The sequence below is a fragment of the Massilia oculi genome, assembly GCF_017582745.1.
GTDB lineage: Bacteria > Pseudomonadota > Gammaproteobacteria > Burkholderiales > Burkholderiaceae_D > Telluria > Telluria oculi_A.
Map to the genome: position 1 here is coordinate 379,987 of NZ_JAFVIM010000002.1, position 15,429 is coordinate 395,415.

At 65.4% G+C, this 15,429-nt stretch carries 11 protein-coding genes; 3 read left to right on the plus strand and 8 right to left on the minus strand.

All coding sequences use genetic code 11. The features are described 5' to 3' along the window. Positions 1-72 precede the first annotated feature (72 nt). Entirely contained in the window at positions 73-522 is a 450-nt protein-coding gene (locus tag J3U95_RS03855) for a carboxymuconolactone decarboxylase family protein (protein WP_208277334.1), read from the minus strand. Between the two features lie 172 nt (positions 523-694). On the opposite strand from J3U95_RS03855, the gene J3U95_RS03860 reads away from it, so the two are divergent. Beyond that, positions 695-1,342 (plus strand): hypothetical protein, encoded by a 648-nt coding sequence (locus J3U95_RS03860; RefSeq protein WP_208277335.1) that lies wholly within the window; start codon positions 695-697, stop codon positions 1,340-1,342. Here the strand turns inward: J3U95_RS03860 and J3U95_RS03865 are convergent. From J3U95_RS03865 to J3U95_RS03875, 3 genes are read right to left on the minus strand one after another with little or no spacing between them, the layout of a single operon-like run. Then, a complete protein-coding gene (locus J3U95_RS03865) occupies positions 1,339-2,271 on the minus strand; it encodes a transglutaminase family protein (RefSeq protein WP_208277336.1) in 933 nt (310 codons plus the stop codon). The two genes, J3U95_RS03860 and J3U95_RS03865, sit on opposite strands and share 4 nt — an antisense overlap. Next, the gene (locus tag J3U95_RS03870; RefSeq protein WP_208277337.1) at positions 2,268-4,808 is read right to left on the minus strand and encodes a circularly permuted type 2 ATP-grasp protein; all 2,541 of its coding nucleotides are present in this window, start codon (positions 4,806-4,808) and stop codon (positions 2,268-2,270) included. The genes J3U95_RS03865 and J3U95_RS03870 overlap by 4 nt, the downstream gene beginning before the upstream one ends. 37 nt (positions 4,809-4,845) lie before the next feature. Beyond that, positions 4,846-8,145 (minus strand): transglutaminase family protein, encoded by a 3,300-nt coding sequence (locus J3U95_RS03875; RefSeq protein WP_208277338.1) that lies wholly within the window; start codon positions 8,143-8,145, stop codon positions 4,846-4,848. Between the two features lie 163 nt (positions 8,146-8,308). Between J3U95_RS03875 and J3U95_RS03880 the strand changes: the two genes are divergently transcribed. After that, positions 8,309-9,721: a circularly permuted type 2 ATP-grasp protein gene (locus J3U95_RS03880; protein ID WP_208277339.1), complete on the plus strand. Its 1,413-nt coding sequence runs from the start codon at positions 8,309-8,311 to the stop codon at positions 9,719-9,721. Position 9,722: 1 nt separating this feature from the next. Next, a complete protein-coding gene (locus tag J3U95_RS03885) occupies positions 9,723-10,751 on the plus strand; it encodes an alpha-E domain-containing protein (protein ID WP_208277340.1) in 1,029 nt (342 codons plus the stop codon). Positions 10,752-10,827: 76 nt separating this feature from the next. Here J3U95_RS03885 and J3U95_RS03890 read toward each other — a convergent pair whose 3' ends face one another. The 4 genes from J3U95_RS03890 to J3U95_RS03905 all read right to left on the minus strand — a co-directional run bounded on the left by J3U95_RS03890 (position 10,828) and on the right by J3U95_RS03905 (position 15,006). Then, positions 10,828-11,946, minus strand: coding sequence for a zinc-binding metallopeptidase family protein (locus tag J3U95_RS03890; RefSeq protein ID WP_208277341.1), 1,119 nt, complete (start codon positions 11,944-11,946; stop codon positions 10,828-10,830). Positions 11,947-12,290: 344 nt separating this feature from the next. Then, entirely contained in the window at positions 12,291-12,767 is a 477-nt protein-coding gene (locus J3U95_RS03895) for a type VI secretion system amidase immunity protein Tai4 (RefSeq protein ID WP_208277342.1), read from the minus strand. Next, complete coding sequence (locus J3U95_RS03900) at positions 12,764-13,264, minus strand: type VI secretion system amidase effector protein Tae4 (protein ID WP_208277343.1); 501 nt, start codon at positions 13,262-13,264, stop codon at positions 12,764-12,766. The genes J3U95_RS03895 and J3U95_RS03900 overlap by 4 nt, the downstream gene beginning before the upstream one ends. A 335-nt stretch (positions 13,265-13,599) precedes the next feature. Continuing rightward, on the minus strand, positions 13,600-15,006 hold the full coding sequence (locus J3U95_RS03905) for an FAD-binding oxidoreductase (RefSeq protein ID WP_208277344.1): 1,407 nt from the start codon (positions 15,004-15,006) through the stop codon (positions 13,600-13,602). Positions 15,007-15,429: the final 423 nt, after the last annotated feature.

Genomic DNA, 15,429 nt, shown 5'->3' on the forward strand with positions numbered 1-15,429 from the left:
TTCTATGGAGAAATTTAACTTCTGGTCAATCCATGGTGGGTAATGGTTTGATGGTGTTGCCCGTTCGTGACGCTAGGCCCTGGCGGCCGGTTTCAGGCGGAAGCTGATGCCCATCCGATTGAAGGCGTTCATGGCGGCGATGGCGATCGTCAGGTCGACCAGGTCCCTGGAATCGAACGCTTTCGAGGCGGCGGCATAGGCTTCGTCGGAAGCATGGGTTTCGCTGACGCGGGTGACTTCCTCGGCCCAGGCCAGCGCCGCCCGTTCCTGGTCCGAGAACAGGTAGGCCGCTTCGTGCCAGACCGGGACCAGCACCAGCTTGTCGACCGACATGCCTTCCTTGATCAGGTCGCGCGAGTGCAGGTCGATGCAGTGCGCGCAGCCGTTGATTTGCGACACGCGCAGGAAGACGAGGTGGATCAGTTGGGAAGGAAGATTGGTGTTCTTCGTGACGTAGTGATGGACGCCGCCCAGGGCTTGGGCGCCTTCGGGCGAGGCCTGGAACCAGTTTTCGCGATTCATTTGTCTTGTTTCCTCAGGTTGAACGAGTCGATGCCGGCAAACAGGCCGGCTGTCTGGTAGACGAGCGAGGCGGCCGGTGTGTGACATCGCGCGCAAAAAAAATCAATCGGCCGAGGCATATCTTCTTGAATCGGTACACTGTCTTGTATCGATGACAATTGCTAGGGCCAGGATGCGCTATATGGATTTCAGTTCATGGCAAGGCGCGATGACCACGATCATCGGGCTTGCCGTCTTTACCTTGCTGGGCGTGGGCATCCGCATTCTCATGATGCAGACCATCCAGCAGCGCCGCGAGCGCATGAACCGCCAGATCAACGAGCGCCTGAAAACCCTGATCGCCGCCTATCGCACCCTGGGTGGCTCGTTCACCGGGCAGCTGACGGTCGCTCCGACGCATTTGCGCGACCTGCGCGAACGGGCCCAGTCGGGAGAGGAGGGTGATGGCATGGCGAGCTCGGACCGCTCGCGCCGCATCCGCGATGCCGTCGAAGCCGCGCTGGCGGACATCCTGCTGCTCGGCACCGAAGCGCATTGCCGGCTGGCGGCGCAGGCGGCGGCCGACCTGGCGGCGGGGCGGCCCATTCATACGGCGGAGCTGGTCGTCAGCCTGCGCACTTTCATCCGCGCGGCGCTCGATCTCGATCCGATGCCGGGCGAGGTGATGATCCCGCTGCAGGGGCCGACGCGCACGCAGGGCGGCGGCGGTCGTGCGAAAGGCGAGGGCGGCGGCGGTGGAAACCGGGGCGGCGGCGGCATGGACGGCGGCGGCGGGGGCATGCCCTTCCCCGCTGGGCTTGGGCACAAGGACGCCTCTTAGAGCAAGGGCAAGGGCGTCACCGTCACCTGGACGTCGAGCTCCTGCTTGCCGCCCCCGAGCACGATGCCGCGCAGCGGGGTCACGTCGCTGAAGTCGCGTCCCCAACCCAGCGTGATGTGTTCATGCTGCACCAGGCAGCGGTTGGTCGGATCGAAGTCAACCCAGCCCAGCGCCGGGCAGAACACCGATACCCAGGCGTGCGAAGCGTCGGCGCCGACCAGGCGCGGCTTGCCTGCCGGCGGGTGGGTCAGGATGTAGCCGCTCACGTAGCGCGCCGGCAGGCCGATGCTGCGCAGGCAGCCGATCATCAGCTGGGCGAAATCCTGGCACACGCCGCGCCGGCCGCGCAGCACCTGGTCGAGCGGGGTCGAGATATCGGTCGCCTTGGCATCGAACTCGAAGTCGTCGAAGATCCTGTACGTCAGGTCCAGCGCGGCATCGAGTTGCGGCCGGCCCGGGGTGTAGCTGGCGCGGGCATAGGCTTCGAGCTCGGGGAAGCTGGCGACATGCGGCGAGGCGTACAGGTAGCGGCAGGCTTCCAGGGTGGCGGGGCTTTTTTCCTTGCCCATCATGTCGCGCACGCACTCCCACGGCAGCGTCCCGGCGATCTGCGCCAGCGTGTAGCGCGCGCGCAGCGAGACCGTCGATTCGGCGTGCACCAGCAGGCTGTCATGCGGTACGGTCAGCGCCACGTGGCGGGTCAGGTTGCCGAAGTAGTCGACACCGTCCCTGCTGTCGTTGACGACCGGATCGAGCCAGATCAGGTGCGACTCGGTCTGCTGGCAGGAAAAGGAGCGTGGGGTCAGGTGCAGGTATTGCTGCGACAGGGTGACCGGGCTGCTGTAGGTGTAGCGCGTTTCGTGCACCACGCGATAGCGCGCGCAGGCTCCGGCGCGCGCCGGTGAATCGGTGATGGGCTGCGCGATCATGTGCTGCGGTTCCTTTGGCGGCCGTTGTCGGTATAGCTGAAAAATTGCACGCTGATCTGCTCGGACAGGGCCGCACTGGCGCGCCCGATCCGGTCCAGCAGGCCGCCGAGCAAGGGATTGCCCTGCTTCAGGTCAGTGTCAGGGTCGAGCGCGAGCAGTTCCGTTTTCAAGGGCGCCAGCATATGCGTGCCGCAGGGGCCATGGGTTTGCTCGATCTTGCCCAGCGTGCCCAGGATGCCGTTGAGCTGGAAGACGATCGAGCGCGGATTGGTTTCGTCGAGCAGCAGCAGGTCGAGCACCGGCAGCCATTCGGGCTGGGCGCGGTAGCGGGCGCGGTAGGTGATGATGCTGTCGGAGAGCTCCAGCAGCCATTCGAGGTTGCCGCTCCCGTTCATGGCGAGCGCGCGCTGCAGCACCACGCTCTGGAATTGCAGGCGCTCCAGGCGGCGTCCGATCGACATGAAACGCCAGCCGAGATCGCGCGTCATGCCATCGAAGGCGAAGCCGGCCAGCGTCATCAGCGCGGCGGCGGCATCGTCGAGGATCGTCATGACCCCCGACTGCGATGGCCGCGCGCCGGTGGCGGCGGCGGGCTGCACCATGCGGTTCAGTGCCCGCCAGTTGTCGACCGAGAAGCGTTCGTGCAGCTGCCCGGCAAGCCGGTGCAATTGCTGCTGCTGCCGCGCCAGGCCGGGGACCGCGGGCGAGACGACCGCCGTCAGCAGGGCCGACTCGATCTCGGCATCGGTAAAGATGGGGCCGATCTGGCCCGCGCCTGGCGTGGCCGGTCTTTTCCCTTCGTCGAGCAAGCCGAACCAGATGCACAGCGCCTCGACGGTCGGCCATTCGGCGCCGCGCTGGTCGAAACGGACGTTGAACAGGAAATCGAGCGCGACCCGCAGCAGGCGGCAGATATTGTCGGTGCGTTCCGCATGGCGTCCGAACCACAGCAGGTTTTCCGCCACGCGGCTCGACAGGTTGGTGTCTTCCCGCACCAGGTCGCGGCCCGAGATGCTGCGCTGCTGCAGGCGGTGCACTTCGGTCCTGGCGCGCGCCTGGACCCAGGTATCCTTGCTGGCCCCGCCCATCTGCATCGTCAGCACCCGCGCATCCGGCCCGGTGGCCACCCGGGTCAGGCCGCCCGGCATCACCACATAGCCGTTCGGCGTGGCGCAGGCAAACACCCGCAGGCCGATGGCGCGGGCCTGCAGGCCGGGCGCCGCGCCGTCCTTCCACACCGGCGCCTGCGACAGCCGCACCAGCTCCTGGGCGATGTAATTATTGGGATTGGCGCGCAGTCGGGCGATGAAGGCCGCGCGCGCGGCGCCGTCCAGGTCTTGTCCGAACACGGCCGCCTGGGGCAGTTGCGAGAAACTGGGCTTGATCACCAGCCGGTCGAGCCTGGCGATCACGGTTTCCAGCGCCGCATCTTCGCCGCACCACCAGGTGGCCACCGACGGCATCTTGAGGGGCTCGCCCAGCAGGCGCTTGGACAGCGCCGGCAAGTAGCCGAGCAGCGCGCCCGATTCGAGCAGGCTCGAGCCGAGGCTGTTGGCGACCAGCACGTTGCCGCGCATGGCGGCCTGGGTCAGGCCGGCCACGCCCAGCAATGAGCTTTGCAGTTCGAGCGGGTCGCACGATTCGTCGTCGACCCGGCGCATGATCACGTGCACCCGGTGCAGGCCGGCCAGGGTTTTCAGGTAGACCACACCGTCGCGCACCGTCAGGTCGCCGCCTTCGACCAGCGGCAGGCCGAGATAGCGCGCCAGGTAGGCCTGCTCGTAGTAGCTGGCGGTGCGCGGGCCCGGCGTCAGCAGCACGATCAGCGGCGCTTCGCCCTCGCGCAGCGGCGCCGGCGCGTCGCCGCCGGCCGCGCACAGGCGGCCCCAGTGCGCCAGGCTCTCGTGCATGGTACGGAAGAACCGGGACAGGGGCTGCACCTTGAGTTCGCGCAGCAGGTCGGGGAAGGTGGGGGCGATGATGGCGCGGTTTTCGAGCGCATAGCCGGCGCCGAAGGGCGCCTGGGTGCGGTCGGCCACGACCCACCAGCGGCCGTCGGGGGCGCGCGCCAGGTCGACCGCGTAGAAGTGCAGGGCGACGTCGTCGTGATGGCGCATCCCGTGGCAGGGGCGCAGGAAGCCGGCGTGGCCGTGGATCAGCGCAGGCGGCAGCAGGCCTTCGCTCAGCATCTCCTCCTTGCCGTAGACGTCGCCCAGGATCTTGTTGAGCAGGGTGGCGCGCTGGATCACGGCCGCCTCGATGCCGCTCCATTCCTCGTGCGGCAGGATCAGCGGCAGCACGTTCAGGTCCCACTGCCGTTGTTGACCATGGGCGTCGGCGGCCACGTTGTAGCTCACGCCGTTCTCGCGCACCTGGCGCTGCACCATCTCCTGGCGCTGGCGCATCATGGCGGGCGCCTCGTGCGCCAGGTTGTCCAGCAGCGCACGCCAATGCGCGCGCGGCGCCTTGGCCGCGTCGAGCATTTCGTCGAAACTGTCCGGCGCGGCCAGGTAATGGGCAAGTAGTTGATTCGGCATCGAAGCTGCTGATTACTGGTGGTACAAAGACGCTAGGTTAACTTGCCTGCCAGCGTAAATCTAGTGTCATAGGGAAGCCAGGATTGCGTGGCTCCTGGCGCACCGTCATCGGGCCCGGGGTATGGCCATGCGGCCAGAAGCGTGCGAAACGGCGCGCCTCGGCGGCATTGGCATTGACCGGCGCCCCCGTTTCATTGCGTCCGCCCGGATGCACCACGTGATAGGTGCAGCCGCCGATCGCGCGCCCGCTCCAGGTGTCGACCAGGTCGAACACGAGCGGCGCCTGGACCCGGATGCTCGGATGCAGGGCCGACCATGGACTCCAGGCGCGAAAGCGCACGCCGGCCACGTATTCTCCCGGCACGCCGGTCGGGTGCAGCGGCAGCATGCGGCCGTTGCAGGCCACCACGTGGCGGCCATCGGTCAGCCCGCGCACCAGCAGCTGCATGCGTTCGACCGACGAATCGACGTAGCGCGCGGTACCGCCGGCCGCGACTTCTTCGCCCAGCACGTTCCACGGCTCGATCGCCTGGCGCAGCTCCATCTCGACGCCCTCGTAGACGACGGTGCCGAAGCGCGGGAAGCGGAATTCGATGAACGGCTCGAACCAGTGGTCTTCGAAGGCATAGCCGGCCGCGCGCAGGTCGCGCGCGACGTCGCGGATATCCTGGGCGACGAAATGCGGCAGCATCCAGCGGTCATGCAGGGCGGTGCCCCAGTGCACCAGTCGGGCCTGGCAGGGCTCGCGCCAGAAGCGCGCGACCAGGGCCCGCAGCAACAGCATTTGCAGCAGGCTCATGCGCTCGTGCGGAGGCATCTCGAAGGCGCGCAATTCCACCAGGCCCAGGCGGCCGGTGGGGCCGTCCGGCGAATACAGCTTGTCGATCGAAAACTCGGCGCGGTGCGTATTGCCGGTCAGGTCGACCAACAGGTTGCGCAGAAGGCGGTCGACCATCCACGGCTTGTCGCCCGGCTGCAGCGTCGGCAGCACCTTGTCCATCTGCTGGAAGGCGATCGCCAGTTCATACAGGTTGTCGTCGCGCGCCTCGTCCACGCGCGGCGCCTGGCTGGTCGGTCCGATGAAGGTACCTGAAAACAAGTAAGACAGGGCCGGGTGGATCTGCCAGTAGGTGATCAGGCTCTTGAGCAGGTCGGGACGGCGCAGCATCGGGCTGTCCTCGGCGCTGGCGCCGCCCAGCGTGGCGTGGTTGCCGCCGCCGGTGCCGGTGTGGCGGCCGTCGTGCATGAACTTCTCGGTGCCCAGGCGCGTCAGGCGCGCTTCCTGGTACAGGGTCGTCACGTTGTGCACCAGTTCGTCCCAGGTGGCGGCCGGGTGGATATTGACTTCGATGACGCCCGGGTCGGGCGTGACGCTGAGCAGCTTGATGCGCGGGTCGCGCGGCGGCACATAGCCTTCGATCCGCAGCTTCATCCCGAGCCTGGCGGCGGTGGCCTCGACCGCGCCGGCCAGCGCCAGGTAATCCTCGAGGCGCTGCTGCGGCGGCATGAAGACGTGCAGGCGCCCGGCGCGCACTTCGACGCACAGCGCGGTGTGGATCACCTCGCGTGCGTCCGGCACGAAGGGAGAGGCGGGCCGGCCGGCAGCGCGTTCCGGCGCCGGCTGTGCGGCGTGGTGCGTGGCCACCAGGGCGCCGCGCGGGGCGAACGGATCGACCTCGAAGCCGGGATCGCGTTCCTTCGGCGGCACCCATGGCAGCGTGGCCAGCGGCAGCCGCAGCCCGATCGGCGAGTCGCCCTCGAGCAGGTACAGGTGTTCGCGCCGCAGCGGCCAGGCCGATGTGCGCCATCCGGCGCCGGCCGCGGCCTGCAGCGGCAGCACGTAACCGGCCACCTGGCCCAGGCCGCGTTCGAGCAGGCGCGCCAGCCGGCGCCGTTCCTCCGGCGCGTCCAGGTCGGCCCGCAGGGGATCGAGGTTGGGCGGCAGCGCCTGTTCACGCCGGGCCTGCAGCAGCACGTCTTCATAGGCGGGGATGGCGCTGCCGGCGGGCAGGCCGAGCGCATCGACCAGCGCGGCGGCGAAGCGGGCGGCGTCTTCGGGGCCATAGCCGTCGTCGACGTGTTCTTCCGAGAACAGCCCGGGGTCGCGCCACAACGGCTCGCCGTCGACGCGCCAGAAGATGTTCAGCGCCCAGCGCGGCAGCGGTTCGCCCGGATACCATTTGCCCTGGCCATAGTGCAGCAGGCCGCCCGGCGCAAAGTGCTCCTTCAGCCGCTGCGCCAGCGTGCCCGCCAGTGCGCGTTTGCGCTCGCCGTGCGCCTGGGTATTCCACTCCGGCGCGTCCATGTCGTCGATCGAGACGAAGGTGGGCTCGCCGCCCTGGGTCAGGCGCACGTCCTGGGCCAGCAGGTCGGCATCGACCTGCCGGCCCAGGCTGTCGATGGCCTGCCAGTCGGCGTCCGAATACGGCTTGGTCACGCGCGGGTCTTCATGGATGCGGGTGACCGTCATCTCGTGGACGAAGGTGACCTCGGCCTTGTCGCTGAAGCCCGTCACTGGGGCCGCCGACGAAGGCAGGGCCGTGCAGGCGAGCGGGATATGGCCTTCGCCCGCCAGCATGCCCGAGGTCGGGTCGAGCCCGATCCAGCCGGCGCCGGGGATGTACACCTCGGTCCACGCGTGCAGGTCGGTGAAGTCTTCGACAGGGCCGCTCGGACCGTCCAGCGCTTCCTGGTCGGCGCGCAGCTGGATCAAATAGCCGGAAACGAAACGCGCCGCCAGCCCCATCGTGCGCAGGATCTGCACCAGCAGCCAGCCGCTGTCGCGGCAGGAGCCGGAGCGCTTTTCCAGCGTGTCTTCCGGCGTCTGCACGCCCGGTTCCATGCGCAGCAGATAGGCGATGTCGCGTTGAAGGCGCTGGTTGATTGCCACCAGGAAGTCGGTGGTATTCATCGGCTGGGCCAGCAGCTCGCGTCGCGCCGCCGCCACCCATGCCAGCAGCAGCGGGCCGGCCGGCTCGGGCTGTGCATAGGCGCTCAGCTCTGCCTGCAACTGCTCCGGATAGGCAAAAGGAAAATGCTCCGCATATTTCTCGATGAAGAAATCGAAGGGATTGATGACGGTCATGTCGGCGATCAGGTCGACCGTGAACTCGAGCGTATCCGTTTTTTCGGGGAACACGAAACGGCCGATGTAATTCCCGTAGGGGTCTTGCTGCCAGTTGATGAAATGCTCTTGCGGCAACACCGACAGCGAATACGACAGGATCGGCGTGCGCGCATGCGGCGCCGGTCGCAGGCGCACTTCATGCGGCGAGAGGGCGACTTGCCGGTCATAGCGGTAGCTGGTCTTGTGGTGCAGCGCGATCCGGATAGCCATGCGGGAATGCCTTTATAGGGGTGGTCACGAACGATACCAGCACATCGATATATATCTGTTTCAACTGTGCACAAGCATGATTCATACCCGCAATATAATTCGCTCGTGCGGCGCCGCCGAGCTGGCACGTTTCTTGATTGCACCTATGCCACTGGAGGATCCGATGCCGAACTTTTACGATGAAATGTATTCCGCTGCGGCAACAGCGAGGCCTCATTACGACGCGTTCGCGCGCTGGCTTGCGCTGCAGTCGCCGCAACTGATCGCGCAAAAGCGAGCCGAAGCCGAGCTGACCTTCCAGCGGGTGGGAATCACCTTCGCCGTCTACGGCGACAACGCCGGCAAGGAGCGGCTGATCCCATTCGACATCATCCCGCGCGTGATCGACGCCGCCGAATGGGCCATGCTTCAGGCCGGCCTGGTGCAGCGGGTGACCGCGCTGAACCGATTCCTGCACGATGTTTATCACGGCCAGGATATCCTGAAAGCGGGCATCATCCCGCCCGAACAGATCCTGAACAATGCCCAGTACCGGCCCGCCATGCAGGGCGTCAAGGTGCCCTCGAATATCTACGCCCATATCGCCGGGGTCGACATCGTGCGCGCGGGCGAGGGCGAGTTCTACGTCCTGGAAGACAATCTGCGGGTGCCTTCCGGCGTGTCCTACATGCTTGAAAACCGCAAGATGATGATGCGGCTGTTTCCCGCCCTGTTCGCGAGCAACCGCGTGGCGCCGGTCGAGCACTATCCCGACCTGCTACTCGACAACCTGCGCACCGTGGCGCCGGACGGGCCGCTCGACCCGACCGTGGTCGTGCTCACGCCCGGCATGCACAACTCGGCCTATTTCGAACACGCCTTCCTGGCCCAGCAGATGGGGGTGGCGCTGGTGCAGGGACAAGACCTGTACGTCAGCGACGACACCGTCTATATGCGCACCACGCGCGGGCCGAAGCAGGTCGACGTCATCTATCGCCGCATCGACGACGACTACCTCGATCCACGCGCCTTCCGCCCCGAGTCTACCCTGGGCGTGCCGGGCCTGCTCGACGCGGTGCGCGCCGGGCGGGTCGGCCTGGCCAACGCCATCGGCACCGGGGTGGCCGACGACAAGTCGATCTATCCCTACGTGCCGGACATGATCGAATTCTACCTGGGCGAAAAACCGATCCTGAACAACGTCCCGACCTACCAGTGCCGGAAGAAAGAAGATCTCGCGTACACCCTGTCCCGGCTGCCCGAGCTGGTGGTCAAGGAAGTGCACGGCGCCGGCGGCTACGGCATGCTGGTCGGGCCGGCCTCGACCCATGCCGAGATCGAGGCCTTCCGCGAGCGCCTGGTGGCCAACCCGGACGGCTATATCGCCCAGCCCACGCTGGCCTTGTCGGCTTGCCCGACCTATGTCGAATCGGGCATCGCGCCGCGCCACATCGACCTGCGGCCCTTCGTCTTGTCGGGCAAGACCGTCTCGATGGTGCCGGGCGGCCTGACCCGGGTGGCGCTGCAGGAAGGTTCGCTGGTGGTCAATTCGTCGCAGGGCGGCGGCACCAAGGACACCTGGATTTTGGAGAACTAGCATGTTGAGCCGCACCGCAGATCATTTGTTCTGGATGGCCCGCTACACCGAGCGGGCCGAAAACACGGCCCGCATGCTCGATGTCCGGGTCCAGTATTCGCTGATGCCGCAGTCGACGCAGGCCGAGCAGAAGGGCTGGCGCAGCATGCTGGGCGTGTCCGAGCTGGAGGCGCAGTTCGAGGCCAAGTACCCGGCGCTCACGCAAACGAACGTGATCGACTTCATGGTCCGCGATCCGGACAACCCGTCCTCGATCACGAGCTGCCTGCGCGCGTCCCGCGAGAACGCGCGCGCCGTGCGCGGCTCCCTGACCACCGAGGTATGGGAAACCGAAAATACGACCTGGCTGATGCTGCAGCAGCATCTCAGCAAGCGCACTTTCGAGCACGATCCCGCCCAGTTCCTGGAATGGGTCAAGTACCGCTCGCACCTGTCGCGCGGCGTCACGCTGGGCACCATGCTCCAGGACGAGGCGTTCAACTTCATCCGCCTCGGCACCTTCCTGGAACGGGCCGACAACACGGCGCGCATCCTCGACGTCAAGTTCAGGTTCGGGGCGCACGATGCGGTCCAGGCCGGGACGCAGGCGGAGTTCTACCAGCTAGCGGCGCTGCTGCGCTCGGTGTCCGCCTTCGAGACCTACCGCAAGGTCTATCGGGACGCCATCACGTCGAAGCGGGTGGCCGAACTACTGATCCTGCAAGAGAAAATGCCGCGCTCGCTGGTGGCGTGCATCGCCGCGGTGGTGGCCAACCTGAAGGACGTGCGTAACGCGCAGTCGCACGATACCGAGCGCCTGGCCATGGAACTGTACGCCATGCTGCAATCGGCCCCGATCGGCGACATCCTCGAAGAAGGCCTGCACGCCTTCCTGACCCGCTTCCTGGCGTCGGTCGATGCACTGGGCAATGGCATCAGCCGTGATTTCCTGATCCCGATCGAGCCGGTTTCTTCCGAAGAGGGACAGACTCAATCCCAGACGCAGACCCTGGGCGGGATGACGCAAACGCAAACCCAGACGGCGGCGTGACGGGATGCACCGGCGTGGCGCGCGCCGCACCGTTTTGAGGAAAACGGCGGCGCGGGCTTCATGACGGTGCGTCGTCTCAAGCGCCTGGCGTGGCAGGCGCCGGCGTCGCGGCCGGCTTGACTGGCGCCGTCGCTTGCTTGATCTGGGCGCGCACGACGCGGTGCACGAAGTGCAGCTTTTCCAGTACCGGTGGGCTGAGCGTGAACGGATAGGAGTCCGGCATCCCGATGCTGCGATTCAGGCTGTTGAGCACATAAGTCAGCGCGAACCAGTCGCTCAGGGTATCGTCGAACGCGTCCGTCCTGGTCGGCAAGGTGATGCCGTCGAGCGCAGGCTCGTCGGCCTTGCGCGGCTTGAGCTGCAGGCCGCAGGAGTGCGCCGTCTCCAGCGTATCGATCATGTGGAGGTAGTGGGCCCAGGTCTCGGCCCAGTCTTCCCACGGGTGCGAGCTGGCATAGCTGCTCACGAAACGCTCCGCCCAGTCTTCCGCAGGCCCATTCTCGTAGTGACGCTTCAGGCTCTCGCCGTAGTCCTGGCGCTCGTCGCCGAACAGGGCGCGGTACTCGTCGATCCACGGGCTATTGGCCACCAGGCGGTCGAAATAGTAATGGCCGCTTTCGTGACGGAAGTGGCCCAGCAGCGTGCGATAGCGCTCGTGCATCTGCTCGCGCGTGCGTTCGCGCTCGGCCGGATCGGCTTCGGCAATGTTCAGGGTGATCACGCCGTTGGCATGGCCGGTCATCACGCACTGGTCCGTCACGCCGTCTTCCAGGAACTGGAATGCGAGGCCGGTCTCCGGCTCGGCTTCCTTCGACGCCGGGGTGAGGTTCAGCGTCGCCAGCGAAAACAGCAGGCGGCGCTTGGCCGCTTCGAGACGCGCCCACAGGATGTGGTTCTTTTCGGACGTCAGCGCCGGGATGACCACGGTCAGCTGGCACGAGGCGCACAAATCGTGCGGGTCATCCGCAGGCAGCATCCAGTTGCATACATCGTGCTGAACATAATTGCTGCACTGTTTGTAGACCTTGCCGGCGTCGGTGCGGTTCAGGCTGCGCCACAGGCCGTCCTCGGTTTGCTCGAAGCTGTTGACGCTGCGCGTGGCCGGCTGGTAGCCGAGCGTGCTGTTGCAGTTGAAGCAGAGGGTGTTTTCAAAAAATATCTGTTGTGAGCACTTGTCGCAGTGAAAGGTTTTCATGGCAGAAAGAAGAGTGGGCTGAAGGTCGTATTTGATATTAATAATCTAACAGCAAAATCGATCCCGGCAGGCACGTGTCAGACAACGCCGCATAAGGTGGAGGGGATGAGGGAAGGACGAACCTGGCGGTGCTGGGAATGAAGGCGGCGATGCGGGAGATGCAGGGCGGCGGTATCGGAGTCGGGATCGTCCCCGACGTTGGACGCAAGGCCGCAAGGACGCAGGGACGACGCGTCCGCGGGCCTGCGGGTCAAGGGCACTCCTGCTTACACCAGCGGGATGCTGCACGTGGTCCCACTGGGTCGGGACCAAGCGCACAAGCTATGCTCTGGAAAAGTCCAGTGCTATCTGGCGGTAGCAGCACCTTGAGCCTGCGGTCGCGAAGGATTCTCCTGCCCATAAATGCGTTTTGGGTGGATGACCAATCGCTTCGCCAGTGCGTCCAGCGCTTTGCTGTGGTACAGGTCCATGCACTTCAAGAAATCGAACCGCACGCCCTTGATTTCCGATTCGACCAGCGGATTGGAATAATCCCTTGCCAGGTAGCTATTTACTAGGGAATTGACTGCATCTGGACTCTGATCCATATCGAAGTACGTCCAGTCGCGCAAGGCGCTGATGCTGCTTCCGGCATCCGTAGCCACGCCAGTGTCATTCCGATAGGCCTGGGTCAGACAGGTTGCCAGCACCATGTCCTTGTAATTCTGCGCATACGTGCGGGTTACAGCTTGCGGGGATGTGATATCGCGAGCACTGGCATAGGCTGGCAATGACAACAAGGTGGACACCATCAATGCCAGTAGCAAAGGGGACACCCTCATGGCAAGCTCCAGAAATTTGCACGATCCGTGCGATATCGCGCCTCGGGTTCGTTGAAATAACAGTGGTCATAGCAGGAGCGGCCGTCGAAAAGTGTGGCATGTCCCTGCGCGTTTGACCAGCCAGAGACCTCAAACAAGATGACGCCCGTCTTGCCTGCAAGTGTGCCACCACCGGAGGCAGGATATTTCACGACTTCGGCTTTACCCCAGCGCTGCGTCAGGAACACGATGAGATCGCGTACTCGGAAGAAGTATCTTCGTCCATCCGCGCCGGACACAGTCTGTCCTTCGATACCAGGTATTACCATGCCAGCTTGGCTGAGTATATAACTCATGCGTACAGCACACGTGTTTTCCCATCGCTGCGCTGGCGTGGGGTTATCGATATTCTTCTTGACGTTGCCACCTATGATTTCTGCCACCCGGGCCCCGGAATTGAGCGGGTCGTAGATTCGCTGCGAAGCTGCCCACGCAGCACTAAAAGACGGTCGAGTCATATCGGTAGCCCTTGGTGAATTGTGTCGAACCGGGGCATCACAGCGCCTGCGGGACGGCTGAGGCAGTGCATCGCGAGGGCCGCAGCGCACAGCATTGAAAGCAGCGAGCGGTGAAGTGTGTTTCCAACGTCTTGCATCATCGCGCGAGAAATTGAGGCCGGCCTTTCGCTAGCGCAATAGTCGGGCGGATTTCCTCATGACGTGCGAAGACTTGATCGGCATTGCTATCGGGCTTGCTGCTGCGATGAGCAATGCGGACAAGGAGGGCGAGTTCCTGCCGCTGACGCCGCTTCCGCGACGCCATCGAAACCGCGGCCGGTCCGTCGGCCAGCAGGTCAATCGGCCGCAGCTGCAGCGGACGCCGGCCGAATATTCTGATTGGTACGGAACAGATTGTCCGGATCGTAGGTCGCCTTGATCTGCGCCAGGCGCGCATAGCTGGCGCCATAGGCATCGGACGTACGCTCGCCTTCGTCCTGCGGCATGAAGTTGACGTAGACGCCGCCGCTCGCATACGGCGTGGCATCCGCAAAGAAATCGCGTGCCCAGGCAACGCAGCGCTCGTCATCGGCCGGATCTTTCCAGCGCGTGTGCACGTTCATCACGTACAGCGCATCCCGGTGCGGATAGGCGGTCGCCTGCGGCGGCGGCGCCCCAGCCTGGCCGCCCAGCAGGCCGAGGAAGATCTCGCACTGCGAGGTGGGCAGGTTGCCGGCATAGCGCATGACGACATCGATGGCCCCGTCGCTCAGTTGCGCGAAATTATGCGATTTCCAGTAGTTGCGCGCGCCTGGCGTGAGCATCGGATCGAAGATCTGCTGCCAGGCCGCGTAAGGCATGGGACCGACGTGCATGCCCAGCGGCTCGCCCAGCTTGGCCATGCGCTCGATGGCGGCGTCCACGGCGTCGCTCGGCGATGGCGAAAAGACCGGCAGCACCAGCACGTCCTGGCCATGCACTTGCGGCGCCAGGAATGGCAATGGCGGCGCCTTGCGCAGGACGGCCCAGACCGTGAGGTCGGGCGTCATGGAAGCGACGGCATCGCGGTATTGCTGCAACACCGACCGGGCCTGATCGAACGGGTAGACGATCAGCCCGGCCGTGATCTGCGGGCCCACCGGGTGCAAGGCGAACTCAAAACGCGTGACCACGCCGAAATTGCCGCCGCCGCCACGGATGGCCCAGAACAGGTCGGGATGCTCGGTCGCGCTCACCTGGAGGCGCCCGGCGTCGGCGGTGACCATCTCTGCCGACAGCAGGTTGTCGGCTGCCAGGCCCAGCGTGCGGCTGAGCCAGCCGAAGCCGCCGCCCAAGGTCAGGCCCGCCACGCCGGTGGTCGAGTTGATGCCCAGCGGCGTCGCCAGTCCGTAGGCCTGGGCTTCATGGTCGAAGTCGCGCAGGGTGGCGCCGCCTTCCACCCAGGCGCGGCGGCGCTCCGGATCGACCTGCACCGACTTCATGCGCGACAGGTCGATCACCAGCCCGTCATCGCACAGCGCGCTGCCGGCAATGTTGTGGCCACCGCCACGCACGGCCAGCCGCAGCTGGTGGTTGCGCGCATAGGCCAGCGACGCGCGTACGTCGGCCGTGCCTGCACAGCGCACGATGATGGCCGGACGCCGGTCGATCATCGCATTCCAGACGGCGCGGGCCTCGTCGTAGCCCGCATCATTGGCCTGGAGGATTTCTCCTCGCAGCAAACCTCGCAACTCATTGAACTGCCCATTCGTCAGCGTGTTCATGACGCACCTCGCAGATGGTTGGTTCGACGTCTCGCTTCATCATAGGAAGGCGATGTGCGTTGACGCAAGCTCATGAGATGGAAATAGCGTGGAGGAATAGGGACTGGAGAATTGACAAGGCCGAGGCCATTGCTCCAGCACAAACGGCGGCGCAACTGCGAACTGCGACATATCGTGCGCCTTGCGTGCAGCGCATGATTGAGCCCGCTCCCCAACGCCATCCATGGCGACGGGCCCGACGTTCCACTTTTAACGGAGACATGCATGCGTATCGCTCGAAGAAACGATGTGTCGACCGGCAGCCCGATATCGGGGCTGTCCCGCCTGGTATTGCTGGCGGCCGCGATGTGGACATCCGCAGCGACGCTTGCGCAGCCGACGGCAGGCGAGACTGATGGAAGACATAGTGCGCAGCGCACGAGC

Bases quoted from the DNA above. Each gene is read 5' to 3' on its own strand.
- J3U95_RS03900 (WP_208277343.1), bottom strand. From the start codon at position 13,264: ATGACTCGACCGTCTTTTAGTGCTGCGTGGGCAGCTTCGCAGCGAATC.
- J3U95_RS03875 (WP_208277338.1), bottom strand. From the start codon at position 8,145: ATGGCTATCCGGATCGCGCTGCACCACAAGACCAGCTACCGCTATGAC.
- J3U95_RS03870 (WP_208277337.1), bottom strand. From the start codon at position 4,808: ATGCCGAATCAACTACTTGCCCATTACCTGGCCGCGCCGGACAGTTTC.
- J3U95_RS03865 (WP_208277336.1), bottom strand. From the start codon at position 2,271: ATGATCGCGCAGCCCATCACCGATTCACCGGCGCGCGCCGGAGCCTGC.
- J3U95_RS03890 (WP_208277341.1), bottom strand. From the start codon at position 11,946: ATGAAAACCTTTCACTGCGACAAGTGCTCACAACAGATATTTTTTGAA.
- J3U95_RS03855 (WP_208277334.1), bottom strand. From the start codon at position 522: ATGAATCGCGAAAACTGGTTCCAGGCCTCGCCCGAAGGCGCCCAAGCC.
- J3U95_RS03905 (WP_208277344.1), bottom strand. From the start codon at position 15,006: ATGAACACGCTGACGAATGGGCAGTTCAATGAGTTGCGAGGTTTGCTG.
- J3U95_RS03880 (WP_208277339.1), top strand. From the start codon at position 8,309: ATGCCGAACTTTTACGATGAAATGTATTCCGCTGCGGCAACAGCGAGG.
- J3U95_RS03895 (WP_208277342.1), bottom strand. From the start codon at position 12,767: ATGAGGGTGTCCCCTTTGCTACTGGCATTGATGGTGTCCACCTTGTTG.
- J3U95_RS03860 (WP_208277335.1), top strand. From the start codon at position 695: ATGCGCTATATGGATTTCAGTTCATGGCAAGGCGCGATGACCACGATC.
- J3U95_RS03885 (WP_208277340.1), top strand. From the start codon at position 9,723: ATGTTGAGCCGCACCGCAGATCATTTGTTCTGGATGGCCCGCTACACC.